Raw genomic sequence first — 23,437 nt, 5'->3', positions numbered from 1 at the left:
GTACACCCAGAGGGCTAACGGGACGCTATCCAGGAGTAAGCCGGGGTGAATTCGACACCTTTTCCCGGTCGGTCGATCCGTGTGCAGCCCGTCCGCCGGGTAAGGTCTGCGGAGACGCGTGTACGCTCGGCTTACGCCGGAAGCGGCACTCGACTTCGCCGCGTTCGAGACGGAGGTCACGACAACCGAGGCATATCGGATCGGAGAAGAATCCAGCTCGGAATTACCTCTTTAGATCTTCAATTATCCCTCGACCCTTGTCGGTCGCAGCCCAGAGACGGCCTTTTCGTCGATCTGGCGTGATGCACTCAGCGAGATCGTGGTCGTTCAGATCGGAGAGAACATTGCTCACGTGACTGAGGTAGTATTCCGTCATTTCAGCGAGTTCTTTGGGGGTCCGAGGCTTCTCTTCGAGGGCCAGCAGAATGTTTTCGCGGTAATCACTTGCCTTGACCCACGAGTATTCCTCAATGTCCATTCGATCGAAGCGTTGACGACAGCGCAGTATTTATCTTGATTACAACTTATACACAAGATAGACATATGATGAGCAATGGGAAATTTAAACGACCCCCGGTACGTTCACTAATGAAATGAGCGAGGGGAAGCTAACCGCTATCGACTTATTTTGTGGGGCTGGTGGGCTCTCTCAGGGGTTGAACGACGCGGGGTTTGAGGTATTATGGGCGATCGATCACGAAGCGAAGACCAAGCCGACATACGAGTCGAACCACGGTTGCGAAATGACGGTCGGGGACATCCGTGAGCAGGAGCCACCCGAACTGAGCCTCGGAGAAGGCGAATTAGACCTTGTCGCCGGCGGACCGCCCTGTCCGACGTTCTCTCTCGTGGGTCGAAGTAAGATCAACTCGCTCGAAGGGAGAGATAATCAGACAGACGAGCGGCACCTTCTCTACGAGGAGTTCCTCCGGTTCGTCGATCACTACCAGCCGAAGGCGTTCGTGATGGAGAACGTCGAGGGAATGCTCTCGGCGGAAAACGAAGACGGGGTGCCCGTTGTCCAGACGATCAAAGAGCAGATGCGGGGTGAGAGAGCGGTGGCGGATCTCGATCTCGATCTGGAGTACCGCGTCCGCGTGCAGTTGCTCGACGCAGCCGACTACGGCGTTCCGCAGCACCGAAAGCGCCTCTTCTTCATCGGAAACCGGATCGGCGAGGAAAATCCGGATATGGAGCAATGGACCACCCACCGGGCTCCGAAGAACGAGAACGAGAAGCACATCAAGTACAGAGAAGACCCCTCGAAGCGTTCAGCGGAGGATCAGCATACGCTCGACGGATTCGTCGACGACCGAACGGAGGAGCGATTCCCGACGTTCTACAAGAACCGTCGCAACAAGAAGCCGTGGAATACCGTGGCCGACGCGATTCTCGATCTCCCGCCCGTGTCCCCCGCGGGGGACACACCGCCGACAAAAGCGGAGGAACACGAGCTCGGTCCCGTTTCGGAATACCAGTACTGGGCTCGCGATCTCGACGAGGAACAGGACTGGGAGGATCAGCCGCTGTTGAACCACGAGTGTCGGGGGCACAATATGCGCGATCTGACGCTGTATAAGCTCCTCGGGGAGGGCACGTCGTACATCATCGGAGATATCCCCGAGGAACACCAGCCGTACCGGACGGACATCTTCCCGGACAAGCTGAAGAAACAGAACCCGAAGGAGCCCTCGACGACGATCGTCGCGCACCTCTACAAGGACGGTCACATGTTCATCCACCCGAACGAAGCCCGTTCGATCACCGTCCGTGAGGCCGCGAGGCTCCAATCATTCAAGGACACCTTCGAGTTCCCGGTGTCGCGAACGCACGCGTTCAAACAGGTCGGAAACGCCGTCCCGCCGCTCTTGGCGCAGGCGATCGGGACCGCAGTTCGATCGGAGATCTTCAATCAGCCGGTTCACAGCGAAGAGCCGCAGAAGGCAGATTGAGTCAGCGGGGAGCGGGAACGCCGGCGAAGGAAGCGACGTCCCGAATAAACTCATCCGCAGGGCGGAGCGCGTACGAGAGTCCCTCGTCATCCCTGTATCGGTCCCAGACGAAGGAGTCACGCGGGACGTAGATCCGACCGCCGTCGTTACCGATGTCCCGCAGCTTCTCCCGGGAGACGTCCGCCATCAGGAGCGAGACGAACCAGACCTCGTCGACGCCGATTTCGGCCTCCCGAGAGAGGCTCTGTCGGAAGCGTTCCCGGAGCGTGCGCTTGCAGGAGAACCCGATACTTCCGTCCGGTCCGTCGACCACATTGTCGATCTCGATGTCGCCGAAATGCTCGGGTGTGCCTGTCGCGGGAATATCGAACCGATCGAAAATGTGCTGGAGTGCCGTTTCAAGGACATTACCTGCCGTAGAGGCCCTACTTTGCCCCGCGCGGCGCTCGTACTCCTGGACGATTCCGGAGACGATCCGCGCGACCTCCGTTTCAGAGACGTACGGGTCGGATCGAAGCTCCCGCATCTTCTCGTGGACGTAGTCGATGAGTGGTTCCCGCTGTGCGCCCAGCTGATACGCTTCGCCCTCGAAGTCCACATTGAACAGCGCGTCGTAGGCCGCAGCGGGATCGAGCGCACCGGATTCGTTTTCGAGCGTCTCGTCGACGATCTCGACGATCTGCGACGCACCGAAACTGGGGGCTATATCGAGAACCTCGCTGGTCCGGACGACGGCGTCGATCGCGATCCCGAACTCACGGAGGTCGTCGGGCTCTTCGATCCGTCTGAGGATCCGCTCGACTAAGTCCTCCGTCTGTCGGTACCGCTTCGAGATGTCGTCCCCGTACTCCCGAGAGACGGAGCCAGTGATGGTGTCCTCGATATGCTGCGTTTCGAGCGCGACGTCCGAATCAGTCAGCGGTCTGTCTTTGTCCAGTTCTCGAGCGAGATGAGCGGAGAGTCGTTTGAGAGTATCCACTTCCTTCGTGGCGTAGCCACCGAAGCTGGCGGCGACGAGATCGCGTGAAAACCAGTACACCTTGAAATCGGAGGGGTCGCCGGAATATTCCGCCATTCAGTAAGAACGAACAAAAGAGGTGCAATGAGAATCAATTACATTTTAAACACAATTTGAATACGACACGAGGAGAGTACACCGCCCGGAGAATTCGAGGAGATGCGCGACTGGGCGGAATCAAGTCCGCGACCGATCCTGACGAGCGTGAGCGCGTACAGGCGGAACTGGACGCGGCCGCGCTCCACGCTTACGGGCTGGAGCGCGAGCAGACGACGTTCGTCCTCGACGACTTCCACCACGTGCAGCATCCGCGGCGGATGACCGACGAGTACTTCGCGCTTGTGCTGGAGAAGTACGATGAGCTGTCGAATCGGTAGGGACCGACTCGATTCGGTCCGATAAGCGGGCTCTTTTTTGATTTATCGGGGAGCATCACAAGCTGTCACCCACGCCGGAGGGGTGCCCCGCCGTTTGAGCCGTCAGGTCCAATGATGTAACAACATCGCTGAGCGCGTCCACCGCTTGCTGGAGGAGTGTTCATTCCTCCCTAGGCCTACCGTTCCCGGTTGCGGCGCTCGGTGACGTCGATAATGAACCCTTCGAGCTTCGATTCACCGGTAACGGGATCTTCTATGATCCGACCGATATCGCGGACCCAGCGAATTTCGTCGTCTTTCGTGACGATCCGGTATGTGAGATCATACTCCTCGTTCGCTTCGAGCCCGGTCTGTACATCGTCCCACACGTGCTCTTGATCGTCAGGATGGATGATTTTCTCAGCGTGCAGCATCTCTTCCAGTTCAGCCGCCGTGTATCCGGTCACGGATTGAGGGTTCCCTTTGACGTACTCCAGTGGCCACCCTTCCGCATACAGGTGGCGATAGACCCAGCCAGGGTGGTTGTCCAAAGCGGCTTCCAACTGCTGTTTGTATTCCTGACGTTCGCTTATGTTCTGAAACTGAGAAAAGATGGCGACCACGTCGCCGTCGTTGTCGGTGACGACGCGGTTGTGCCATTCACACATGATGCGATCGCCGTTCTTCCGGACGTTCTTGTTGATGCTGTGGTGACCACCTTTAACCGTCAGAAGTTTAGAGACCACCTCCCCGACCGCTTCGCGATCGGGCTCCGGAACAATAGACCCCCACGATTGCCCACGGAGTTCCGCTTCGGCGTATCCGAGGATTTCCTCGGCGACGTTGTTGACCATCTTGACCTCGAAATCACCGTTCCACTCGATGACGCCGAGGGGCGATTGCTCGATGAACAGTGAGAGCCGCTTTTGGCTTTCCTCTATCTGTCGTTGAGAGCGGTACTGACTGACTGTGTTTGCGATCCGGTTGGCCAAGACTGCATACTGGCTCGTTCCGCTTTCTTTTTGCAGGTAGTCGGTGACGCCCGCCGAAATTGCATCGGCGGCGATTTCTTCCGATCCCTTTCCCGTGTATAAAATAAACGGGAGTTCGGGGTAGTCTTCTCGGACGGCTTCGAGGAACTCGATGCCGCTCTGGCCGGGCATATCATAGTCGGAGACGATACAATCGAACTCGGTGTCGCTGAGACGTTCAAGGCCCTTGTTGGCACTTGTGGCGGTCTCGGTCTCGAATCGCTTGTCCTCACGTTCGAGAAACGTCGCGGCAAGGTCTGCCCACCCCGGCTCGTCGTCCACGTGAAGAACACGAACCGTGCTCCTTGTCTCGCGTATCGCCTCTCCCATACAGGGTTATACCGTTGACCTAATTTAAGTGTGTTAGATTTTGGCATACATATCCGGTTCAACAAAAACGAGTCTGCGAGAGACGCGCATTGTATTCAGCACCATTTGGGTATGGCTCAAGAAGGCCGTCTTCAGCGAGTCGCTTCAGCCGCCGTAAAATTTCGTCTCAGAGCCGGTGGAGGGATTTGAACCCTCGGCCTATTCCTTACGAAGGAATCGCTCTGCCAGCTGAGCTACACCGGCGCCGTCGTCCTGACGCACTCGACCGTACTGCGATGAATAAGAAAAGGCTTCCGAATCACCCGCAGTCGGTCACTGACTGCGACGGTTCGTCCGAGGCCACACGGGATCGGAGTCCGGTCACTCGGCGGCCGTCAGTCGAACGTCGAGACACACGTTGTACTCGTGGGGAGCGTACGATCGGACGACCCGTTCGGTCTCGACCGCGACGTCGTAGTCGGCGCCGGCGGCCTCGCGGATCGCGCGCTCGCCGGGGCCGAACGGGTCGTCCTCGTGCTGGATGTCGTAGTAGTGGAGCACGCACTCCTCGCTCGCGAGCGCGACGGCGGTCTCGAGGAACGCGCCGGCGCTGTGGGGGAGGTTCATCACCAGCCGGTCCGCCCAGTTCGCGTACTCGTCGGCGAGGTCGCGGACGTCGGCGTTGACCGCGGTCAGCCGGTCTTCGACGCCGTTGCGGCGGGCGTTTTCCCTCAGGTACTCGACGGCCGCGGAGTTGAGATCGCAGGCGAGGACCTCCGCCCCGCGGTCGGCCATCGGGACGGCGAACGGGCCCACGCCGGCGAACATATCGATCACCCGCTCGCCCGCGTCGACCTGCGAGACGACGCGGTGGCGCTCGGTGGCGAGCCGCGGCGAGAAGTACACCTGGGCGATGTCGAGGCGGAACTCGTGGCCGTACTCGCGGTGGACAGTCTCGGTCGAGTCGCCGACGAGGACGTCCCACTCGCGAACCCTGAGTTCGCCTTTGACCTTCGAGGCGCGGTTTACGACCGTCCGAACGCGGAGGTCCGACTCGACGACGGCCTCGGCGATCCGGCGGGCGCGCGCCTCGTCGTCCTCGTCGAGGATGACCACGTCGCCGAGCCGTTCGTAGGAGGGCTCGAAGCCGAGGACGTCCGCCGGCGTCGTCTGCGTCTCCCGCTCGGGAACGTCGCGCTCGACGACGTCGTACGCGGGCGGGACCGCCGACGCGTCGGTCACGGGGATGTAGAGCGTTCCCGACTCGACCGTGATCTCGCGGCCGTGATCGAGGAGGTCGCGCTCTGCGAGCACTTGGCGAGTCGCTTCGCCCTCGCTCGTCGGAACGCGGACGCAGGAGCCGGTCATTACCCGAGGTGGGCGAGCGACCGGAGTAAGCGTGACGTTTCTCGGCGCTCGGCCGGGGCTCGTTGCTCGCGCCCGCGAGACGCTGCCCCCCCGGCGCTACTCACTCGTCCGCCGGCGCTCGCTCGGCGCCGCTCGCTGGAACGACGAGCACCGGCGTCTCCGAGAGGCGGACCACCTTCTCGGCGACGCTCCCGAGAACGAACCGCTCGACTCCGGTGCGGCCGTGCGTTCCGAGGACGACGAGGTCCGCGCCCGCCGCCTCGCAGTGGTCGAGGATCGCTCGGTGCGGCACGCCGTGTTCGACGGCCCCGTCGGTCTCGACACCGATACGCGCGCCGCACTCACCGACGCGGTCGACCGCCGACTGGGCGGCCTCCTCGTAGGCGCTGTCGGTCTCGCTCGTCCGGAAGCGCCGGTCGGGGACGACGGAGAGCGCGTGGACCACGGCGTCGAACCGACCCGCGAGGTCGACGCCCAATCGCTCCGCCGGGGCCGCGGCGTCGCTGCCGTCGGTCGGGACGACGATCTCGCGGTAGGGGCGTTCGCCGGTCGCGCCGACCCGGGCCGTGAGCACGGGAACCGGTGAGAGGCGGACGACCTTCTCGGCGACGCTCCCGAGGACGTAGCGGTCGAGCCCCCGGCGCCCGTGGGTCCCCATCGCGATCATGTCGATCGACCGCTCGGCGACGGCCCGCAGGATCTCCTTGTGGGGGAACCCCGCCTCGACCGCCGTCTCGACCGACACGCCGGCCTCGCGCACGCGCTCTGCGGCGCTCGCGACGACGGCCTCCAGTTCGTCCTCGACCTCGCGGCGCTCGGTGACAGTCGAGAGCCCGTACGGATCGACGACCGCGACGAGGTGGACCTCGGCGTCCAGCGCCCCGGCGAGCGTGATCGCGTGATCGAGCGCCGAGTCCGCGCTCTCGCTTCCGTCTACCGGCACCAGAATCCGACGGATATGTCCGACGGCGTCGTGGGTCATACGGCGGGGTTGGCGGCGCGTGGAGAAAAACCCGGCCCCGACGCGGGGTCACTCGCTACCGGCATCGACGAACGCCCCGCCGGTGTCGGTGAGGCCGTTTCTGTCGGCGGGCTCTCCGCTGTCTCTGTGACCGCCGGAAGCGGCGTCGGCGAGGTACGCCTCCACGGCGGACGCGGCCGCGTTCGGGTCGGTGAAGCTGTCGCCGAGGCCGACCTCCAGACGTCGCCACCCGTCGTCGCCGTCGGCGCTTGGGCCGTCCCCGTCGATTCCACCGTCTCCGCCGTCTCCGGTTGCCGATCTGTCGCCCTCGGTCGCGGCGCCGCCAGTCACACCCGCGGACTCTTCGGGCGCGTAGACGTCGACCCACCAGTACAGCGACAGCCCCTTCGAGAACTCGGCGATCCGGACGCGCCGGTCGCTCTCGCCGTTCTCGTAGACGGTCGCTCCCTCCCGGGTATCCGCGGACCATCCGTCCGGTAGATCGACGTCGAAAGGATCCTCCGGTAGATCGACACCGAAGGAATCGTCCGGTCGATCGGTACCCCGACGCCGGGGGTCGCCGTCTGTGCGGGCGTCGTCCGGGCGGCCGCGGCGTGTGCCGTCTCCGACCGCGGGCCCGAAGTCCTCGTCGACGGGTGCTCCATCGTCGATCATCGCAGTCAGTCGGACGTTCGCGCCTCCGGACTTGTAGCTCCCGGTTCGGCCGCGCCCGCCGCCGCGTCACTCCGCGTGCGTTCGGCGCGCTCCCCCGTGTCGGGGTCGGCTCGCTCCCCCGCGCCGGAGTCGGTCGATCTGGTCGTCAGAATCGATCGCGAGGAGTTGGCGACGACGAGGAGGCTGCTCGCGCCCATCGCGAGGGCCGCGAGGAGCGGATTGAGCACGCCAGCGATCGCGAGCGGGACGGCGACGAGGTTGTAGACGAACGCCCACGCGAGGTTCTCCCGGATTCGGCGGTGCGTCCCCGCTGCGACGTCGAAGACGGCCGGGACGGCTTCGAGGCCTCGCTCGACGATCACGGCGTCGGCCGCGCTCCCGGCGAGGTCGGTGCCGGACCCGAGTGCGATCCCCACGTCGGCGGTGGCGAGCGCCGGCGCGTCGTTCGAGCCGTCCCCGACCATCGCGACTGTCCCGCGGGATCGAAGCCGCGACACGGTCTCGGCTTTCGCCTCCGGCGGCACGCCGGCGAACACCTCCCCGACTGCCGGGTGGTCGCGGAACCGCGCCGCGGCCCGCTCGCCGTCGCCGGTGAGCACGACGACCTCGCGGGCCGCGCCGAGGTCGGCGACGACGGACTCCCACGCGGTCCGCGGCGCGTCGCCAACGTCGATGACGGCCCGCGCCCGGCCGCCCCAGCCGACGACCGTCGGCACCCGACCGGCCGACCGGATCCGCGCCGCGTCCGCGTCGAGTCGATCGGGGATCGAGAGCCCCACCGAGCGCAGGAGGTCGGGATGTCCGACGACGACCTCGGTGCCGCCCACCCGTCCGGAGACGCCCTTCGCGTGGGCCTCCGCGTCCGTCACAGTCGGAAGCGCGTCGGGGGCGGCCTCGACCACGGCGGTCGCGATCGGGTGGGAGCTGTACCGCTCGACCGCGGCGGCCAGTTCGAGCGCGGTGTGTCCGTCCGGCCCTGTTGGCTCCGTCGCCGTTCCGCCCTCGTCGGTCTGTTCGTCCCGTCCGCCCCCGCCGTCGTGGACCACGTCGAGGACGCGCATCCGCCCGTCCGTCAGCGTCCCGGTCTTGTCGAAGACGACGACGTCGGCCTCGGGGGCGTCCTCGAAGACCGAGTCGGAGGCGACGACGACGCCGGCGTCGGCCGCATCGCGGACGCCCGCGGCCACCGCGAGCGGCGTCGCCAGCCCGAGCGCGCACGGGCAGGAGACGACGAGGACGGTCAGCCCCGTGAGGAGGGACTCGGCCGGCGGCGTCCCCGTCGCCAAGAGTCCGGCGGTCGTCAGCGTCGCGAGCGCGAGAACGAGCGGGACGAAGACCGTCGCGAGCTTGTCCGCGAGGCGTTGAACGCCAGACCGCGAGGACTGGATCTCCCAGAGGAGTTCGACGAGCCGATCCAGCGTGCTCGCGGCGTCGTCGCCGACCTCGACGGTGACGGGATCGTCGGTGACGACGGTGCCGCCGAGGACGCGGTCGCCGGGGGCGCGCCGGTCCGGGAGGGACTCGCCGGTGACGAGCGACTCGTCGACCGCCGCGCTCCCCTCGACGACGACCCCGTCGACGGGGATCCGCTCGCCGGGGCGGACGAGCACGTGATCGCCCGCCGTCAGTTCGTCGACGGCGACCGCCTCGGTCGTTCCGTCCGGCCCGAGCCGGGTCGCGTCCGCGACCCGCGCGCTCGTCAGGTCCGTCAGCCGGCTCGCCGCGCGCGCTTTGATCCGGTCCTCGTAGTAGTTCCCGACGGTGACGACGAGGACGATTGCGACGCTCACGTCGAAGTAGACGTGCGTGCGGCCGGCGAGCACCGCGCCGATGCTGAACACGTACGCGGAGACGGCCGCGAGCGCGACCAGGAGGTCCATGTTCGGCTGGCCGGCCCGGAGGCTGACGTACGCCCCGCGGAGCAGCGGATAGCCGGTGTAAAAGAGAACGATAGAGGACATCACCCAGACGTTCCCGAGGACGTAGAGCCCGTCGAAGCCGCCGAGGTCGACGAGCGGCTCGAAGCCGAGATACGTCGGGTACAGAAACAGCGCGTACCAGACCATCACCATCATCCCGAAGACGCCGCCGCCGATGAGAAACGCCGCCAGCCCCGACCGCTCGGCCTCGCCGGTCGCCTCCGGATCCGAGACCGCGTAGCCGTAGCGGCCGAGTCGGTCGCCGAACGCCTCGACGTCGGTCCGCTCGGGGTCGTACGTGACAGAGAGCATATCCGTCGCGTACGACGCCTCGACCGCGTAGACGCCGTCGTCGCTCGCGGCGGTCGATTCGATGAACGTCTCGCAGGTCGCACAGTGCATCCCGTCGACCGCGAGATACGTCTGTTCGGCGTCCGGGGGGTCGTCGTCGACCGAGCCGGTCCCGGTCGCGGCGTCGCCTCCACCCCCGTCGGTGTCGTTCGCGTCGCCGAGCGCGGCTTCGATATCGGCGTCGGCCGCCGCCTCGGGGCCGCCGAGCGCGCGGGCCACTTCTAGACACCCGCGGCAGCAGTACGCGCCGTCGACGTCGTCGTCGGTGACCGGTGGATCCGGGACCGGGAGGTCACAGAGCGAACAGGTCATCGGACGTCACCCGAGCGGTTGATAGACCGGGATCATCGGATGCGGCAGGTGGATCCCGACGAGCATCAGCCCGTGGGCGAACGGGAGATACCCGAGCAGGAGGAACGCCGCGCCGAGCACGCGATGCAGCGACCGGCGACGCCCGCTCGACAGCGACCCGAGCGCCGTCCCGTAGACGAACAGCGTGGGGAACGTCCCGAGTCCGAGCAGCGACAGCAGGAACGCCGCCCGGAGCGGGTCGCCGATGACGAGCGCGTAGAGGTAGGCGGGGTAGGTGATCGGACAGGGGAGGAAGGCGTGTCCGAAGCCGAGCCCCGCGATCCGGGCGTCGCCGACGAGCGCGTCGACGCGGCTCGTGAGCGCGGCGCTCACGCGGGCGAACGCGGTCGAGAGCGCGCCGGGAAGACGAACCGTCGCGCCGACCCCGCCGCGGAGGTACGAGACGCCGGTCGACATAATCAGCCCTCCCACGAGCACGCCCGCGACCGCTCTGATCCCGTTTCCGACGACGATCACGTCCGCCGCCCCCACGGCGAGCGCCCCGATCGTCGCGAGCACGGCTCCGACGACGGCGTACCCGCCCGCTCGTCCGAGGTTGAACAGGGCGTGCTGTCTGACCTGCCGGACCGAGAGGCCGACGTCGCTGTCGTCTGTCGCTCGGAGCCGATCGGCGTAGACGCTCACGAGCGGTCCGCACATCCCGAGACAGTGGGCGCCCCCGAGCGCGCCGATGACGAGGAAGACGCCGGCCTCGACGCCCGATGACGGGAGGTCGCCGACGGCCGACAGCGAAATCGCTGGCGCGGACACGGCTCTCTAGAGCGCCTCGTCGCTCGGAGGGACGCCGTCGTCGTCGGCGTGGCCGTGCTCGTCCGACTCTGTCGGCGACATCAGGAGGTACAGGCTCACGGCGATGATGACGACGTTGACGAGGGTGATCGCGCCCGCCCACCACGTCCGGAAGATCCCGAAGGCGGCGACCGGTAACAGCGCCAGTAACGCGACCAGTCCGGCGAGTCGTGGCGTCAGTTCCATAGTCCCCGTTGCCGACGCGATAGATTCGGGATTTCGGCGATTCCCACGGGATAGGAATTGGTTGCCGCGTTCAAGAACGCTGCACCGGTAGGCGAGCGTATGGCAGCCGAGTCGACAACGGAGACGAACGGGGGCGACGTACCCGCCGGGCCCGAACAGGAACTGGCCGATCCCGGCCCCGACGCCGTCGACGCCGATGGGCTCGTCATCGGCGCCGGGCGCGGCGGGATCGTCAGGCGAATCGACCACGACGACTTCGACCCCGTCGGCACGCTCGTCCTCATCGCGATCTATATGGCGATCGTCGGCGCGATGTGGATCTTCATGTACTTCGTCGAGTTCCTCGGCGGCGACCTCACGGTGATCGGGTGAGACGATGGACATACACAGATACGAGAAGATATGGCTCGCGGGCGCACTGCTCCTCATCGTCGGCTTCATCGCGACCGTCTCCTACGGCGCGGTCGGAGCCGGGATCGAGATGGTCAACGACGAGGGCGGGCAGGTCGATCCGGCGTCGCTCGACGACCACCCGCGGTTCGGTGAACCGGGGACGTATCAGTCCGGACCGAACGAGTACGACGTCTACGTCGTCGCCCAGCAGTTCGCCTTCGTCCCCGGGACCCAAGAGCCGATACGCGTGCCGGCCAACTCGCGGGTGACGTTCCACGTGACGTCGCGCGACGTCACCCACGGCTTCGAGGTGGTGGGGACGAACGCCAACACGATGGCCATTCCCGGACAGGTCGCGACGATCACCGTCGAGTTTGGTGACGCGACCGAAGACGGCTACGGCCTGCTGTGCCACGAGTACTGCGGGGCCGCCCACCACGCGATGGAGGGGAGCATCGAAGTCGTTCCCCAGAGCGAGTGGAACGAGAGTATGGCGGTGAACTGAGATGGCGACGTTCGTCGACAGATATCCGGACGAGGCGAAGGTCATACAGGCAACGTTCGCAGTGTCGTTCATCTCACTCGGGATCGGGGCGTTCTTCGGCCTGATTCAGGCGCTGCACCGGACGAACGTGTTGCGCGTCTTCAGTTCGGTGGACTACTACACGCTCCTGACCGGACACGGCGTCCTGCTCGCGCTCGTGTTCACGATCTTCTTCCTCGTCGGGCTGTTCACGTGGGCCATCGTGGTGAGCTTCGAGCGTTCGCTTCCAGACATTCGCTTGACGTGGGCGTGGTTCGGGCTGATGACGACGGGCGCGACGCTCGCCGCCGTCGCCATTCTCGCGGGCCTGTTCCCCTCGATCCCGATGAGCGCGGACGTCCTCTACACCTTCTACGCCCCGATGCAGGCGCACCCGGTGTTCTACATCGGCCTCGCGATGTTCATCGTCGGCACGTGGATCGCCGGCGCGGACTGGTTCCTCGCCTACCGCGAGTGGCGGCGGGATCACCCCGACGAGCGCATCCCGCTGCAGTCGTTTATGGTGCTGACGACGATGATTATGTGGTACGTCTCGACGATCGGCGTCGCCGTCTCCGTCGTGTTCTTTCTCATCCCGTGGTCGCTCGGGATCGTCGATTCGGTGAACCCACTCCTGACGCGGACGCTGTTCTGGTACTTCGGCCACCCCGTCGTCTACTTCTGGCTGATGCCCGCGTACCTGCTGTGGTACACGGTGCTCCCGAAGCTCTCGGGCGGCCGGCTGTTCAGCGACCCGCTCGCCCGCGTCGTGTTCGTGCTGTTCGTCCTGCTGTCGACGCCGGTCGGTATCCACCACCAGTACCTCGACCCCGGCATCGCGGAGGGCTTCAAGTTCATCGCGATGACGAATACGATGTTCCTCCTGTTGCCGTCGCTCTTGACGGCGTTCACGGTCGTCGCCAGCGTCGAACACGGCGCGCGACAGCGCGGCGGCGAGGGGTATCTCCGGTGGCTCGGCGCGCTCCCGTGGCGCGACCCCGCGTTCACCGGGATGGCCCTCGCCGGGCTGATGTTCGCCGCCGGCGGCTTCTCGGGGATGATCAACGCCGGGATGAACATCAACTACCTCATCCACAACACGCTGTGGATCCCCGGGCACTTCCACATGACCGTCGGCACCGCGGTGGCGCTGACGATGATGGCGGGGACGTACTGGCTCCTGCCGCAGCTCACTGGCAAGCCCGTGTACAGCCGGCCGATCGGCCTCCTGCAGGTCGTCCTCTGGTTCGTCGGGATGGTCTTTATGTCCAACGCGATGCACCGGGGCGGCCTGCTCGGCATCCCGCGCCGGACGGCCGAGCCCCAGTACCAGCAGTTCGACTTCGTCGCCGCCGCCGGCAGCGTCGGCGAGATCAGAGCGCAGATCGCCCTCGGTGGCGTCCTGTTGTTCCTCAGCGTCGTCATCTTCCTGTTCAACGTCGCGGCGACGTGGGCGGACGACCGCGTCGACACTCCCGTCGACGACCGGATCCCGGAGCCGCTGTCGCCGTCGAGCGGCGCGCCGCTCGTCCTCGACAACCTCGCGCTATGGACCGTTATCGCGGTCGTGCTCGTCGTGCTCGCGTACACGCTGCCGCTCGCGAGCATCGTCTCGAACTCCGGGCTGTTCGGCAGTAGCCCCGGCTTCCCGATGGTCCTCGCACAGAACGCGCTCGCCGAGTCCGCCGTGGAGGCGCTCGCGTCGGGAGCGGAGTCGCTGTCGGCGGCGCCCCTCGCTGACCTGCCCGTCACCGACGCCGCCGAACGGCTGTGGGAGGTCGGCCGCTGATGCGGCGGCTCTCGCCCGCGATCTTGCTGCTGCTCGCGGCGTTTTCGGTCCCGGTCGCGGTCGAGCTCCGGACGGTGCTCGGCTTCTTCGGCGTCGACCTGCCGTTCGTCGCCGTGGTCGTCATCGAACTGCTGCTGCTCGCGGCGCTGTTTGCCGTCTACGTCATCGGCCGGCTCTCGCCGGACGACGACCGCGGGACGGCAGCGCCCTGACGGCGACACGCTCGGTCTCAGGAACGCCCAGAAGCCCCGCCCACCAATCCGAACCCACCGATGACACGTACGCTCCCGCTTCGATCCCGACACGGACGCGCCCTGCCGACCGCGCGGACCGTCGGGATCTTCGCGGCACTCCTCGCTGCCGAGGTCGCACTGGTCGTCGGCTATGCCCTCGCGACCGACACGACGGTGCTCTCGCCCCGATACGTCCTGTACCCCTTCGTCTGGATCAACCTCGGGGTGTTGGCGGTCCGCGGCGTCGACCTCCCGGTGCCGACGGATCGGCGGTCTGGCGCGGCCGCGGTCGTCGCTGTCGGCTATCTGCTCGTCCTCGGGTGGACGAGCGGGCTGATCGGCCGCGGGACGGGCGCCGTCTCGGTCAGCCTCGCCCCGGCGCTCCCCGGATGGGGACCGGTCCTCCTCGTCAGCGGCCCGGTGTCGCTCGCGCTCGTCCCCTACGAGACCGTCGGCTACGTCGCGCTCGCGGCGCTCGTGTACGTTGGCGTCGCCCGCGCGGCCGGCGGCGTGCTCTCGGGGCTCGTGGGGCTCGTGACGTGCGTGAGCTGCGTCGGCCCGGTGATCGCGGCGGTGATCTCGGGTCTCGTCGGCGGGACGTCCTCGGCGCTCGCCGGCTCGGCGTCGGTCCTCGGCATCGCGACCGGCCCGTACGCCTACGACCTCTCGACCGCGCTCTTCGCTCTCACCGTCGCCGCGCTGTGGCTGACGCTCAAACGGTGATCGAGCAGCCGCCAGCGGGCGGACGCACAGACCTGCGAGGAGTCCCGCAAACGCTACAGGGGGTCCTACAAACGCTACAGTGAGTCCGCCAGTTCGCGCATCGCGTCCGTCTTCTCGTCTTGATACACCGGGCAGGGCTCCGCCTCATCGACTTCCTGCACGACCGCCTGCCGGAGTTCGTGCGTGCACGACGCCTTGAACGAGTTCCGGTGCGGACAGGTGGCACAACACTCGGGGAACGGCGGGTCTGCGGCGAACATTGAGTGTTAGTAGATATCACATCCCAATACCTAAGCCTTGTGCTGTGGCGGCAGTGGACTCCGACCGCGATTCGAGAATACGGCGGGCGTTATCGACGGAGTGTGGACGCGGTCACGGGGGCGTTGTCGAGGCGATCACGGCGGGCCGTTGCCGGGGTGGTCACGGGGGGCATTGTCGGGACGGTCACGACTCGATCACCGCGCCGGAGAACGGCGTTATCGACGGTCGGGAACGGCCCGGTGGGCGGCGAATCCGGTCGCCAGAAGGGCCGCACCGAACACGACTGTCATCGCGAGCTCAGGCGGGAGGGCCGCCATACCGCCCGCGAGGCTCTCGAGCAGCGCGTAGGCCGCGACGGCCGTCAGGACGACGCCGAGGACGACGAAGACGCCGATGGCGATCTTGATCGGATCGATCACGACCGACTGTGTGGGGCGGGAGTGGCTCATAACAAGTACACCTACGACCCGAAGGGGCATATAAGGGGAATCCGCTTCCCAGATCCCGGGAACCGTAGCCGAGGGATGACGGCTGTCGGCTGCGACGCGGTTCGTCGAGCGCCCCCGCGAAGCCGGGGGAATCGATCTACTTGTTGTAGGTATCCGGGATCAACACGACGCCGTGACGGCCGATGACCTTGCTGAGCACCGACTCGACCGTGTCGAGCGCGGACGAGACCGACGACGCCGGCAGATAGAAGTCCTTCTCAGTGGATTCGATGCGACTGGGTTCGGAGTTGCGTGCGGTTGCCATTGTACTACTTCGTAGGCGTCGAGCGCATATGAGACTTCGTCAGTACTCGTCCGGGCATTTTTATTCTCACTCCTATTCTTCACTATTTATGTTAGATGTAATTCGATAATGTGTCGCAGTGTCGAATATGCTTGGGCGCGGATCGATCCGCGCCTACGCGGAGAGGACCTCGACGAGGTTCCCCTCCGGGTCGCGGACGAAGCAGATCGTCGTGCCGCTCTCGGTCGTCTGCGGTTCGCTCAGCGTCTCGACGTCGTCCGGGAGGGCCGCATACCACGCTCGGACATCGTCGACAGCGAGGCCGACGTGCGTCGCACCGCGCTCGTTCAGGCTGGGCGGCGCCTCCCTGGCGTCGGTCTCGGACGCCGGTTCGTAGGCGACGAGTTCGAGGCGGACGCCGCCGGCGTCGAGGTGGGCGAAGTCCGCGCGCGCGCCTTCGACACCGACGCCGGTCGCGAACGCCTCGCCGCCGACGGAAAAGCGGGACAGGACGTCGAGCCCCAGCGTGTCGCGGTAGAACGCGATCGCGCGGTCGAGGTCCGAGACGGTCACGCCGACGTGGTGGCCCGTGAGTTCGGTCATCGCTTCGGCGTCGGATCGCCCCCGACAAAGAGCCACCGGACCGGTCCTCGTCGCCGCGGTCGATCCCCCCGGCCCGTCACTGCTCGCGATCCGGCGGGTCGAGGTCGTGGTGCGTCTGGATGTCCGGCAGCCGGCGCAGCGCCCGACGGACGATCGACGTGTGGCCCTCGCCGCGCTCCTCGCGGTGGAACGCGAGCGAGAGGCCGACGATCGCGAGCACGGCGAGGACGGCGAACGGCGCGCCCGTGAGGACGGCGAGCGCTTGGAGCGTCTCGCCGCCGCCGAGGAGGATCACGGCCAGCGCGACCGCCGCCTGGAATCCGCCCCACAGGACGATGCTCCCGCTCGAGGGAGCGACGCCGCGGCGCGAGGCGAGTATCGACGCGATGAGCGTCGCCGTGTCGGCCGAGGTCACGATGAACACGAGGATGAGCGCCAAGAACAGGAACAACAGCAGCTCCGACAGCGGCAGCGCCGACAGCAGGGGAAAGCCGGCGACGGCCTCCGAGCCGCCCCGATCGGCGATGGCGGCCAACACGTCCGCTCGGCCCGCGTGCTGGATCGACAGCGACGTCCCGCCGAAGACGAGGAACCACACGCCCGTCGCCGCCGACGTGGCGCCGACGCTGGTGAACACGACCGTCCGAAGGCGGCGGCCCCGCGAGAGCGCGGCCAGAAACATCCCGGCGAACGGGGCCCACGAGAACCACCACACCCAGTTCCAGACGGTCCACTCGGCCACCCACGAGCCGCCGACGACGAGCCCCGCTCCGAGCCCTCCGTCAGCGCCGGCGTAGAGGCTCATCGGGACGAAGTGCAGCGCGTAGCTCCCGAGCGCGCTCGCGCCCCGCTCGAAGACGAACTCGCGGGGACCGACGGCGACGAGAACCACGGCGAACAGGCCGAACAGGACGACGGTGAGCCCCGCGATCCGCCGGATGCCCCGATGCAGCCCGGACACCGACGAGAGCACGTAGACCGCGGCCATCCCGCCGACGAAGAGGACGGGGCCGACCTCGCCGGGCGGGACGCCCCACTGGTACTCGACGCCGGCGAGGAACTGCTGGGAGACGAGCGCGATCGAGGTTGCGACGCCGCCGATCGTCGCGAACACCGCGAGCGTGTCGACCAGTCGGCTCCACGGCGAGTCCAGCCCGTCGACGCCGAGAAACGGCGTCAGGATCGACGACACGCGGAGCGGGGCCCCGCGCTGAAAGACGAAGTACGCGATCGGGATGCCGACGACCGCGTACGCGCTCCACGCCGAGACGCCCCAGTGAAACAGCGCGTACGTGAGCGCGGCCCCGATCGCGGCCTCCGACTGCGGCGCGGCGTCGAAGTACGGCGGCGGTTGCCGGTAGTGAAAGAGCGCCTCCGCGGGTCCCCAAAAGACGATCCCGGCGGCGATCCCCGCGGTGAACACCAGTGCGAAGTACGTCGGGTAGGTGTACGTCGGCTCGACGTCCTCGCCGCCGAGTTTGATGTCGCCCCACGGGCCGAGGAGCAGCGCCGCACAGTAGGTCACCGACAGCAGCACGATGCCGAGCAGCGGCACGCCGAACCCGCGGAGCACGGCGCCCGTGAGCGATTCGACCGCCGCCGTGGTCGCGGGCGGGACGACCGTCTGGAGTCCGAAATACAGCGTGAACACGAGAACCGGGAGCCCGAGGACGACCGGGTCGTGCGCGGCGATCGCCTCCGAGAGCACCGGCCGGAGCCCGCCACGGCGCACGCGGAGCAGCGACCGCGCGGCGTCGGCGGATCGAGCGGCGTCCGCCGACGCGGTCCGCTCGTACGGCAGCGCGGCGAGGTACCCGAGCCCGGAGCCGAAAAAGACCAACGAGAGCACGAGCCACGTCTGGCCCCCGAGCGCGCCGCCGACGAACGCGGGGAAGAAAAAGCCCACGAGGACGACCGCGCCCGAGCCGACGAAGGCGGCCAGCAGCGCGCTCGCGAGCGCACCGCCCCCGCCACCGGTGTCCGTCGGGGTCATCAGTTATCCCCTCGCGTCGGTCGGGGGGTCGTTCTCGGCCCCGTCTGCGTCGGTCGCGGGGTCGGTTTCGGTCACATCGGCGTCGGTCGGGGAGTCGGTTTCGGTCACGTCTGTGTCGGTCGGTGAGTCGGTGTCGGGGCCCGCCGCGTGGGCGCCGACGCCCTCGTCGCCGCCGGCCGGCTCCCGCTCGAACACCGACTCGCCGAGGCGCCGACCGCCGATCGCCCGCAGGTCGATGACCTCGTCGGCGCCGACCGCGCGCAGTTTGTCCACGTGCGTCTCCTCGTTGGCGACGGCGACGATCCGAACGTCGGGGTGGACGCTCCGCGCGGCGAGCACCGCGAGCACGTTCTGGGCGTCGTCGTCTCCGGCGACGGCGACGGCGCGCGCGGCGTCCAGTCGGACGTCGTCGAGGGCCGCCTCGTCCGCGGGGTCGTCTGTCAGTACCTCGACGCCCGCGTCGGTCAGCCGCGACGCGACGTCGGCGTCCGGCGTGACGACGACGAGGTCCGTCTCGTCGCCGAAGCGGTCGAGGAACGATTCGGTCACGTCGCCGTGTCCGAGGACCACCACATGGTCCTCGAGGAGTGATAGCTCTGATGCAGTCATGGTTCCGAAGGCCGCCGCCATCCGGGACTCGATCGCCGGGCCGATGAGCGCCCCCACCGCGACGGTGAACGCGCCGGTCCCGAGGAGGATCACCGACAGCGAGAACAGTTTCGCCTCCGTCGTCAGCGGGGTGATGTCGCCGTACCCGACCGTCGCGATGGTGACGACGACGTAGTAGAAGGCGTCCCCCCACGTGTTGAGCTCAAGAAACTGCTCTCTGAGACCGTAGGCCCCGACGGTTCCGTAGAGACCGACACCGACGATCGCCGTCAGCGCCGCCGTCTGCAACGCCGAGAGGTCGAGCGTCTCCGCGAAGTCCGCCCGGTTCCGAACGAGGAGCGGGACAGTCGCGAGCACGACCAACAAGAGCGGAATCTCCGTCGCGTTGCCGGTCGAGAGCGGCAGGAGGACGAGCCCCGGGATCAGCACCATCGCGGCCAGCCACGCGATCCGCTTTCGCCGTTGCAGGCCGACCGTGACGACTCCCAACGGGAACGCGAACAGCACGCCCGCGAACCTGACGAACGCCCGAGCCATCGGCAGCACGGTCGCGAGCGGTCCGTCTAAGGCGACCTGCGACTGGCTGAGGTTCGACAGCCCGGTGACGAACGCGAGGACCGTGACCAGGGCCGTCAACGCGACCGTCGGCCGCGCGCCGGAGAACTCCCGCCACTCGACCAACGCGATCCGGTCCGTCGGATAGAACACCTCCTCGAACGGCCGGTCGTCGGTCCCTCCCGAACTATCGTGTGAGTCAACCACTAACAGTGATTTTCGGATCGGAGGTAAAAACTGTATTGTCGGGCGGGCCTCTCGACGCCCGGTCGGCGCTAGTCTGAAAATCCCGCCGGCCGTATCAGCGCTTATGTCGCGAAGTCGATCGCGGCGGTCGCGGGGGGACGCCCCGTGAACCCGGCGATCCTGTTCGGCGTGGGGACGATGCTCGCGTGGGGGTTCTGGATCACCTTCGGCGACGTCGCCTCGAACAGCATCGATCCGGAGACCGCGGCGTTCGCCTCGTATCTGACCGCGACGGTGGTCACCGGGCTCTACGTCGTCGTCTCGGACGCGTCGTTCGCGGTCACGAACCGCGGGCTGTTCTACTCGGCGATTGCCGGCGTCGCGGCCGCGATCGGGGTCATCTCGACGTTCGTCGGGGTCACTGTCGGCTCCACCGCGGTCGTCTCGACGATCGGTGGGATGTACTTCGTCACCGCGGCGGTGATCAGCGTCGCCGCGCTCGGCGAGCCGCTGTCGCTGCAGAAAGCCGCCGGCATCGGCCTCGCGTTGGTCGCGATCGTCGTGATCAATCAGTGACCGGGCTCGCGAGCCCAAGCGAGGCGGCACAAAGTGAATTTTCGGTGTCACGTTGTGGGGGGCGCCCCGCTTTCCGCCGCGTTTTATGACGTCCCCCGAGAATTCCATCGCGTATGAAGCGAACCATCAGCACCGACGACGCCCCCGCCGCGGTCGGCGCGTACAGCCAGGCGACCACGAACGGCGACCTCCTCATCACCGCCGGACAGCTCCCGCTCACCCCGGACGGGGAGCTCCTCGACGACGAGCCGGTCGCAGCACAAACACGGCAGTGTCTCCGCAACGTCGAGGCCATCCTCGCCTCGGAGGGGCTCTCGCTGTCCGACGTACTGAAGACGACCGTCTTCCTCGACGACATCGACGACTTCGAGGAGTTCAACGAGGCCTACAGCGAGTTCTTCGAGGAGGAACCGCCCGCGCGAAGCGCCGTCGGTGCCGGCGCGGTCCCGAAGGGGGCCGCCGTCGAGATCGAGGCCATCGCGACGGTCGAGTGAGGGGTCCCCACGTTCCCTGAGCACCGCTAACAAACGCTTAATGAGTCTTCGGCCGCTATCTGAATCCAATGACTGACTCGGCCCCCACCAAGTTCCTGCGCGTCGACCTGAGCGCGGGGACAGTCGAACGCGAGCCGATTCCGGACCGGTGGCTGGCCGAGTACGTGGGCGGGAAGGGCCTCGGCGCGCGGTACCTCTACGAGCGGCTCGATCCCGGGACCGACCCGCTGGGGCCGGCGAACTACCTGCTGTTTATGCTCGGTCCACTGAGCGGGCTCCTCCCCGGCGAACCGCAGTTCGCGGCGATCACCCGCTCGCCGTTGACGGGGACCTTTCTGGATTCCTACAGCGGCGGCTCCTTCGCGTCCGCGCTCGTCGGCGCGCTCGACGGCGCGCTGGGCGTCGCGGTCACCGGCCGCGCCGACGAGCCCGTGGTCCTCGAACTCGACGAGGGCGCCGCGACGCTGACGCCGGCGGCGGACGTGTGGGGCCGCGACGTGGTCGAGACGTGCGACGCCTTCGACGGTGCCGTCGCCTGCGTCGGCCCCGCCGGCGAGAACGCGGTCCGGTACGCCACCATCGCCTCCGACGGCGGCGACCACCACGCCGGGCGGGGCGGCGCCGGCGCGGTGATGGGCGCAAAGCGGCTGAAAGCGGTTGTCGCCCGCGGTCGGCCGCCGGACCTCGATCCGAGCGTCGCCGCGCTCAAAGCGGCGTCCGAACGGCGCTACCGGGAGACTGACGTGGGGCGGTGGCACGCCGCCAGCGCGACGCTGGAGACCGTCGACTTCGCCGACGAGGTGGGCGTCCTCTCGACGCGCGGCTGGCGGGAGGGCTCCTTCGACGGCGCCGAGGAGATCGGCATCGAGGCCGTCCGCGGCGCGGCCGTCGAGCGCGAGCGCGGCGACGACAGCGACGTCCCCGGCGGGTTCCGCGTCGAGACGAGCGCGGGCGAGTCGGTCCCGCGCGGGGCGACGCCGATGTCGCTCGGTGCCGGCCTCGCGATTGACGACTTCGACGCCGTCGCCGCGCTGGGATCGACCTGTGACCGGCTCGGCATCGACGTAATCAGCGCCGGCAACGCGGTCGCGTGGGCGATACGCGCCGCGGAGGCGGGCGTTCTCGACGCCGAGCTCGGCGGCGGGTTCGACGCTCTCCCCGAGTTCGGCGACGCCGACGCCGCACGCGCGCTCATCGAGGCGATCGCCGTGCGCGAGTCGGGGGTCGCCGCCGCCCTCGCCGACGGCGTCGAGGCGGCCGCCGACAACCTCGGCGGGGCGGACCTCGTGCCCACGATCAAGTCGATGGAGGTGCCGGCCTACGACCCCCGCGGCTCGCCGACGACCGCGCTCGCCTACGCGACCAGCGACCGCGGCGCGTGCCACCGGCGGTCGCTCCCGACCGAGACCGAGGTGTTCGCCGGTGAAGAGTGGGACGACGCCGACAGGGTCCGCCTCGTGATCCGCGATCAGACGATCACCGCCGCCCTCTGGAGTCTGATCGCAGACGACTTCGCCGGGGCCGTCCTCGAGGACGACCTCGGCGCGGAGTGGCTCTCGGCGGTCGAGTTCCCCGGCCCGACCGACCCCGCCGACCTGCTCCGCGTCGGCGAGCGGACGTGGACGCTGACGCGCCTGTTCAACGTCCGCGAGGGCTTCGACGCCGCCGACGAGTCACTCCCGGCGGCGTTCGCGCGCCCGCTCGAGGACGGCGCCGCCGGGGGCCGAGCGATCGATCCCGAGTGGTTCGACGGGCTCCGACGGAGGTATTACGCGGCTCGGGGGTGGAGCCCCGAGGGGATTCCGACGCGCGCGCTCCTCGATCGGCTGGACCTCCTCGACGTCGTCGACGACGACACGCCCGTCGCGCGCGGGGCGGTGGCTCACGGCGACGACTGATATAGGGATCATCCTGCGACCGCAGAGGGTCTCACCGCCCCGTTCGGTGAGCATACAGAACGGGTGCGAGACTCCCTCTGTGACGCCGGACACCCGGCCGGTTTCGCAGCCGAGTCCCACACGGGACCGCCTCTCGCGGGTGGGTCCTCCGCCCTCACCGTGACGACCGTCAGGGTTATCCGGAAAAAAGTAGATAATTAATTATGGAAATTGATGAGCTCCCGGAGTTCCTCGAAACGGAACTCACGTATCCGATCGACCAACCGCTCGTTATCGACCGGATCGGACCGATCGAAATCGAGGCACCGGACGCCCAAGAGACCGAGACGATCTCGACGATCATCGGCCCCGTGGGACAGGACACGTACGCCTCGGCCGACGAGTTGTTCACGACCATCATCGGCAACGTGAGCGACGAGTACATCGGGCGCAAATTCTACGACGATCGGGGTGGAACGCACGGGGACGAGGGACCGGAGCCCACGGACGAAACCGACGTGTCCTTCTGAGCGTCCTCCGCGTCGTTTCGCTCGTAGCACCGGGAAACAGCTCCGCCCATATGGCTACACATAGTAGCGTTTG

Annotated in this window: 25 protein-coding genes, 1 tRNA gene and 1 pseudogene; 11 read left to right on the top strand and 16 right to left on the bottom strand. The window is 67.3% G+C overall.

The genetic code is table 11. The features are described 5' to 3' along the window. Nucleotides 1-223: 223 nt before the first annotated feature. The gene (locus tag ACT3HL_RS06675; protein WP_445086036.1) at nucleotides 224-478 is read right to left on the bottom strand and encodes a transcriptional regulator; all 255 of its coding nucleotides are present in this window, start codon (nucleotides 476-478) and stop codon (nucleotides 224-226) included. 115 nt (nucleotides 479-593) lie between these two features. Here ACT3HL_RS06675 and ACT3HL_RS06670 point away from each other — a divergent pair, with 115 nt between their 5' ends. Next, a complete protein-coding gene (locus tag ACT3HL_RS06670; protein ID WP_445086035.1) occupies nucleotides 594-1,952 on the top strand; it encodes a DNA (cytosine-5-)-methyltransferase in 1,359 nt (452 codons plus the stop codon). A 1-nt stretch (nucleotide 1,953) separates the two neighbouring features. Here the strand turns inward: ACT3HL_RS06670 and ACT3HL_RS06665 are convergent, their stop codons facing one another. Then, nucleotides 1,954-3,027 carry a hypothetical protein gene (locus ACT3HL_RS06665; protein WP_445086034.1) on the bottom strand — a complete coding sequence of 358 codons (1,074 nt, stop codon included), beginning with the start codon at nucleotides 3,025-3,027 and terminating at the stop codon, nucleotides 1,954-1,956. A 107-nt stretch (nucleotides 3,028-3,134) separates the two neighbouring features. Here ACT3HL_RS06665 and ACT3HL_RS06660 point away from each other — a divergent pair. Then, a pseudogene (locus tag ACT3HL_RS06660) lies at nucleotides 3,135-3,347 on the top strand (hypothetical protein); the annotation flags it as partial. Between the two features lie 176 nt (nucleotides 3,348-3,523). On the opposite strand, the gene ACT3HL_RS06655 reads toward ACT3HL_RS06660, so the two are convergent. From ACT3HL_RS06655 to ACT3HL_RS06620, 8 genes are all read right to left on the bottom strand, one after another. After that, nucleotides 3,524-4,687 (bottom strand): PAS domain S-box protein, encoded by a 1,164-nt coding sequence (locus ACT3HL_RS06655; RefSeq protein ID WP_445086033.1) that lies wholly within the window; start codon nucleotides 4,685-4,687, stop codon nucleotides 3,524-3,526. A 170-nt stretch (nucleotides 4,688-4,857) separates the two neighbouring features. Then, a tRNA-Thr gene (locus ACT3HL_RS06650) sits at nucleotides 4,858-4,930 on the bottom strand. A gap of 117 nt (nucleotides 4,931-5,047) precedes the next feature. Continuing rightward, entirely contained in the window at nucleotides 5,048-6,034 is a 987-nt protein-coding gene (locus ACT3HL_RS06645) for a methyltransferase domain-containing protein (protein ID WP_445086032.1), read from the bottom strand. A gap of 100 nt (nucleotides 6,035-6,134) precedes the next feature. Further along, nucleotides 6,135-7,016, bottom strand: coding sequence for a universal stress protein (locus ACT3HL_RS06640; protein WP_445086031.1), 882 nt, complete (start codon nucleotides 7,014-7,016; stop codon nucleotides 6,135-6,137). Nucleotides 7,017-7,064: 48 nt separating this feature from the next. Further along, on the bottom strand, nucleotides 7,065-7,670 hold the full coding sequence (locus ACT3HL_RS06635) for a hypothetical protein (protein WP_445086030.1): 606 nt from the start codon (nucleotides 7,668-7,670) through the stop codon (nucleotides 7,065-7,067). 5 nt (nucleotides 7,671-7,675) lie between these two features. Then, nucleotides 7,676-10,252 carry a heavy metal translocating P-type ATPase gene (locus tag ACT3HL_RS06630; RefSeq protein ID WP_445086029.1) on the bottom strand — a complete coding sequence of 859 codons (2,577 nt, stop codon included), beginning with the start codon at nucleotides 10,250-10,252 and terminating at the stop codon, nucleotides 7,676-7,678. Nucleotides 10,253-10,258: 6 nt separating this feature from the next. Continuing rightward, the gene (locus ACT3HL_RS06625) at nucleotides 10,259-11,062 is read right to left on the bottom strand and encodes an urease accessory protein UreH domain-containing protein (protein WP_445086028.1); all 804 of its coding nucleotides are present in this window, start codon (nucleotides 11,060-11,062) and stop codon (nucleotides 10,259-10,261) included. Nucleotides 11,063-11,068: 6 nt separating this feature from the next. After that, nucleotides 11,069-11,287 carry a hypothetical protein gene (locus ACT3HL_RS06620; protein ID WP_445086027.1) on the bottom strand — a complete coding sequence of 73 codons (219 nt, stop codon included), beginning with the start codon at nucleotides 11,285-11,287 and terminating at the stop codon, nucleotides 11,069-11,071. 99 nt (nucleotides 11,288-11,386) lie between these two features. On the opposite strand from ACT3HL_RS06620, the gene ACT3HL_RS06615 reads away from it, so the two are divergent. The 5 genes from ACT3HL_RS06615 to ACT3HL_RS06595 are packed head-to-tail and all read left to right on the top strand — an operon-like array spanning nucleotide 11,387 to nucleotide 14,948. Then, nucleotides 11,387-11,659: a ba3-type terminal oxidase subunit CbaD gene (locus ACT3HL_RS06615; RefSeq protein WP_445086026.1), complete on the top strand. Its 273-nt coding sequence runs from the start codon at nucleotides 11,387-11,389 to the stop codon at nucleotides 11,657-11,659. 4 nt (nucleotides 11,660-11,663) lie between these two features. Beyond that, nucleotides 11,664-12,185 (top strand): cytochrome c oxidase subunit II, encoded by a 522-nt coding sequence (locus ACT3HL_RS06610; protein ID WP_445086025.1) that lies wholly within the window; start codon nucleotides 11,664-11,666, stop codon nucleotides 12,183-12,185. Nucleotide 12,186: 1 nt separating this feature from the next. Next, nucleotides 12,187-13,992: a cbb3-type cytochrome c oxidase subunit I gene (locus ACT3HL_RS06605; protein WP_445086024.1), complete on the top strand. Its 1,806-nt coding sequence runs from the start codon at nucleotides 12,187-12,189 to the stop codon at nucleotides 13,990-13,992. After that, nucleotides 13,992-14,204 (top strand): CbaC protein, encoded by a 213-nt coding sequence (locus ACT3HL_RS06600; RefSeq protein ID WP_445086023.1) that lies wholly within the window; start codon nucleotides 13,992-13,994, stop codon nucleotides 14,202-14,204. The genes ACT3HL_RS06605 and ACT3HL_RS06600 overlap by 1 nt, the downstream gene beginning before the upstream one ends. A 60-nt stretch (nucleotides 14,205-14,264) precedes the next feature. Further along, complete coding sequence (locus ACT3HL_RS06595) at nucleotides 14,265-14,948, top strand: DUF7546 family protein (protein WP_445086022.1); 684 nt, start codon at nucleotides 14,265-14,267, stop codon at nucleotides 14,946-14,948. A 74-nt stretch (nucleotides 14,949-15,022) separates the two neighbouring features. Here ACT3HL_RS06595 and ACT3HL_RS06590 read toward each other — a convergent pair whose 3' ends face one another. The 6 genes from ACT3HL_RS06590 to ACT3HL_RS06565 all read right to left on the bottom strand — a co-directional run bounded on the left by ACT3HL_RS06590 (nucleotide 15,023) and on the right by ACT3HL_RS06565 (nucleotide 19,908). Beyond that, nucleotides 15,023-15,208 (bottom strand): hypothetical protein, encoded by a 186-nt coding sequence (locus ACT3HL_RS06590; RefSeq protein ID WP_445086021.1) that lies wholly within the window; start codon nucleotides 15,206-15,208, stop codon nucleotides 15,023-15,025. A 216-nt stretch (nucleotides 15,209-15,424) separates the two neighbouring features. Further along, nucleotides 15,425-15,658 (bottom strand): hypothetical protein, encoded by a 234-nt coding sequence (locus ACT3HL_RS06585; protein WP_445086020.1) that lies wholly within the window; start codon nucleotides 15,656-15,658, stop codon nucleotides 15,425-15,427. A 136-nt stretch (nucleotides 15,659-15,794) separates the two neighbouring features. Continuing rightward, the gene (locus ACT3HL_RS06580; RefSeq protein WP_445086019.1) at nucleotides 15,795-15,962 is read right to left on the bottom strand and encodes a hypothetical protein; all 168 of its coding nucleotides are present in this window, start codon (nucleotides 15,960-15,962) and stop codon (nucleotides 15,795-15,797) included. A 153-nt stretch (nucleotides 15,963-16,115) separates the two neighbouring features. Continuing rightward, the gene (locus ACT3HL_RS06575) at nucleotides 16,116-16,544 is read right to left on the bottom strand and encodes a VOC family protein (RefSeq protein WP_445086018.1); all 429 of its coding nucleotides are present in this window, start codon (nucleotides 16,542-16,544) and stop codon (nucleotides 16,116-16,118) included. A gap of 76 nt (nucleotides 16,545-16,620) precedes the next feature. Then, nucleotides 16,621-18,537, bottom strand: coding sequence for a BCCT family transporter (locus ACT3HL_RS06570; protein WP_445086017.1), 1,917 nt, complete (start codon nucleotides 18,535-18,537; stop codon nucleotides 16,621-16,623). Between the two features lie 3 nt (nucleotides 18,538-18,540). Beyond that, on the bottom strand, nucleotides 18,541-19,908 hold the full coding sequence (locus ACT3HL_RS06565; protein WP_445086016.1) for an NAD-binding protein: 1,368 nt from the start codon (nucleotides 19,906-19,908) through the stop codon (nucleotides 18,541-18,543). Between the two features lie 144 nt (nucleotides 19,909-20,052). Between ACT3HL_RS06565 and ACT3HL_RS06560 the strand changes: the two genes are divergently transcribed. From ACT3HL_RS06560 to ACT3HL_RS06545, 4 genes are all read left to right on the top strand, one after another. Beyond that, nucleotides 20,053-20,463: an EamA family transporter gene (locus ACT3HL_RS06560; RefSeq protein WP_445086015.1), complete on the top strand. Its 411-nt coding sequence runs from the start codon at nucleotides 20,053-20,055 to the stop codon at nucleotides 20,461-20,463. Nucleotides 20,464-20,576: 113 nt separating this feature from the next. Further along, nucleotides 20,577-20,957, top strand: a complete 381-nt coding sequence (locus tag ACT3HL_RS06555) for a Rid family detoxifying hydrolase (RefSeq protein WP_445086014.1) — start codon at nucleotides 20,577-20,579, stop codon at nucleotides 20,955-20,957. A 68-nt stretch (nucleotides 20,958-21,025) separates the two neighbouring features. Next, on the top strand, nucleotides 21,026-22,855 hold the full coding sequence (locus tag ACT3HL_RS06550; protein ID WP_445086013.1) for an aldehyde ferredoxin oxidoreductase C-terminal domain-containing protein: 1,830 nt from the start codon (nucleotides 21,026-21,028) through the stop codon (nucleotides 22,853-22,855). 203 nt (nucleotides 22,856-23,058) lie between these two features. Beyond that, entirely contained in the window at nucleotides 23,059-23,364 is a 306-nt protein-coding gene (locus ACT3HL_RS06545; RefSeq protein WP_445086012.1) for a DUF5789 family protein, read from the top strand. Nucleotides 23,365-23,437 lie beyond the last annotated feature (73 nt).

Source organism: Halobellus sp. GM3 (assembly GCF_052545375.1).
Note: the sequence above shows the minus strand (reverse complement) of the source record. Positions and strands in the feature narration are given on the sequence as shown.

Excerpts from the sequence above, each read along its gene's own strand:
- ACT3HL_RS06675 (WP_445086036.1), bottom strand. The coding sequence starts at position 478 with ATGGACATTGAGGAATACTCGTGGGTCAAGGCAAGTGATTACCGCGAA.
- ACT3HL_RS06670 (WP_445086035.1), top strand. The coding sequence starts at position 594 with ATGAGCGAGGGGAAGCTAACCGCTATCGACTTATTTTGTGGGGCTGGT.
- ACT3HL_RS06665 (WP_445086034.1), bottom strand. The coding sequence starts at position 3,027 with ATGGCGGAATATTCCGGCGACCCCTCCGATTTCAAGGTGTACTGGTTT.
- ACT3HL_RS06655 (WP_445086033.1), bottom strand. The coding sequence starts at position 4,687 with ATGGGAGAGGCGATACGCGAGACAAGGAGCACGGTTCGTGTTCTTCAC.
- ACT3HL_RS06645 (WP_445086032.1), bottom strand. The coding sequence starts at position 6,034 with ATGACCGGCTCCTGCGTCCGCGTTCCGACGAGCGAGGGCGAAGCGACT.
- ACT3HL_RS06640 (WP_445086031.1), bottom strand. The coding sequence starts at position 7,016 with ATGACCCACGACGCCGTCGGACATATCCGTCGGATTCTGGTGCCGGTA.
- ACT3HL_RS06635 (WP_445086030.1), bottom strand. The coding sequence starts at position 7,670 with ATGATCGACGATGGAGCACCCGTCGACGAGGACTTCGGGCCCGCGGTC.
- ACT3HL_RS06630 (WP_445086029.1), bottom strand. The coding sequence starts at position 10,252 with ATGACCTGTTCGCTCTGTGACCTCCCGGTCCCGGATCCACCGGTCACC.
- ACT3HL_RS06620 (WP_445086027.1), bottom strand. The coding sequence starts at position 11,287 with ATGGAACTGACGCCACGACTCGCCGGACTGGTCGCGTTACTGGCGCTG.
- ACT3HL_RS06615 (WP_445086026.1), top strand. The coding sequence starts at position 11,387 with ATGGCAGCCGAGTCGACAACGGAGACGAACGGGGGCGACGTACCCGCC.
- ACT3HL_RS06610 (WP_445086025.1), top strand. The coding sequence starts at position 11,664 with ATGGACATACACAGATACGAGAAGATATGGCTCGCGGGCGCACTGCTC.
- ACT3HL_RS06605 (WP_445086024.1), top strand. The coding sequence starts at position 12,187 with ATGGCGACGTTCGTCGACAGATATCCGGACGAGGCGAAGGTCATACAG.
- ACT3HL_RS06600 (WP_445086023.1), top strand. The coding sequence starts at position 13,992 with ATGCGGCGGCTCTCGCCCGCGATCTTGCTGCTGCTCGCGGCGTTTTCG.
- ACT3HL_RS06595 (WP_445086022.1), top strand. The coding sequence starts at position 14,265 with ATGACACGTACGCTCCCGCTTCGATCCCGACACGGACGCGCCCTGCCG.
- ACT3HL_RS06590 (WP_445086021.1), bottom strand. The coding sequence starts at position 15,208 with ATGTTCGCCGCAGACCCGCCGTTCCCCGAGTGTTGTGCCACCTGTCCG.
- ACT3HL_RS06585 (WP_445086020.1), bottom strand. The coding sequence starts at position 15,658 with ATGAGCCACTCCCGCCCCACACAGTCGGTCGTGATCGATCCGATCAAG.
- ACT3HL_RS06580 (WP_445086019.1), bottom strand. The coding sequence starts at position 15,962 with ATGGCAACCGCACGCAACTCCGAACCCAGTCGCATCGAATCCACTGAG.
- ACT3HL_RS06575 (WP_445086018.1), bottom strand. The coding sequence starts at position 16,544 with ATGACCGAACTCACGGGCCACCACGTCGGCGTGACCGTCTCGGACCTC.
- ACT3HL_RS06570 (WP_445086017.1), bottom strand. The coding sequence starts at position 18,537 with ATGACCCCGACGGACACCGGTGGCGGGGGCGGTGCGCTCGCGAGCGCG.
- ACT3HL_RS06555 (WP_445086014.1), top strand. The coding sequence starts at position 20,577 with ATGAAGCGAACCATCAGCACCGACGACGCCCCCGCCGCGGTCGGCGCG.
- ACT3HL_RS06550 (WP_445086013.1), top strand. The coding sequence starts at position 21,026 with ATGACTGACTCGGCCCCCACCAAGTTCCTGCGCGTCGACCTGAGCGCG.
- ACT3HL_RS06545 (WP_445086012.1), top strand. The coding sequence starts at position 23,059 with ATGGAAATTGATGAGCTCCCGGAGTTCCTCGAAACGGAACTCACGTAT.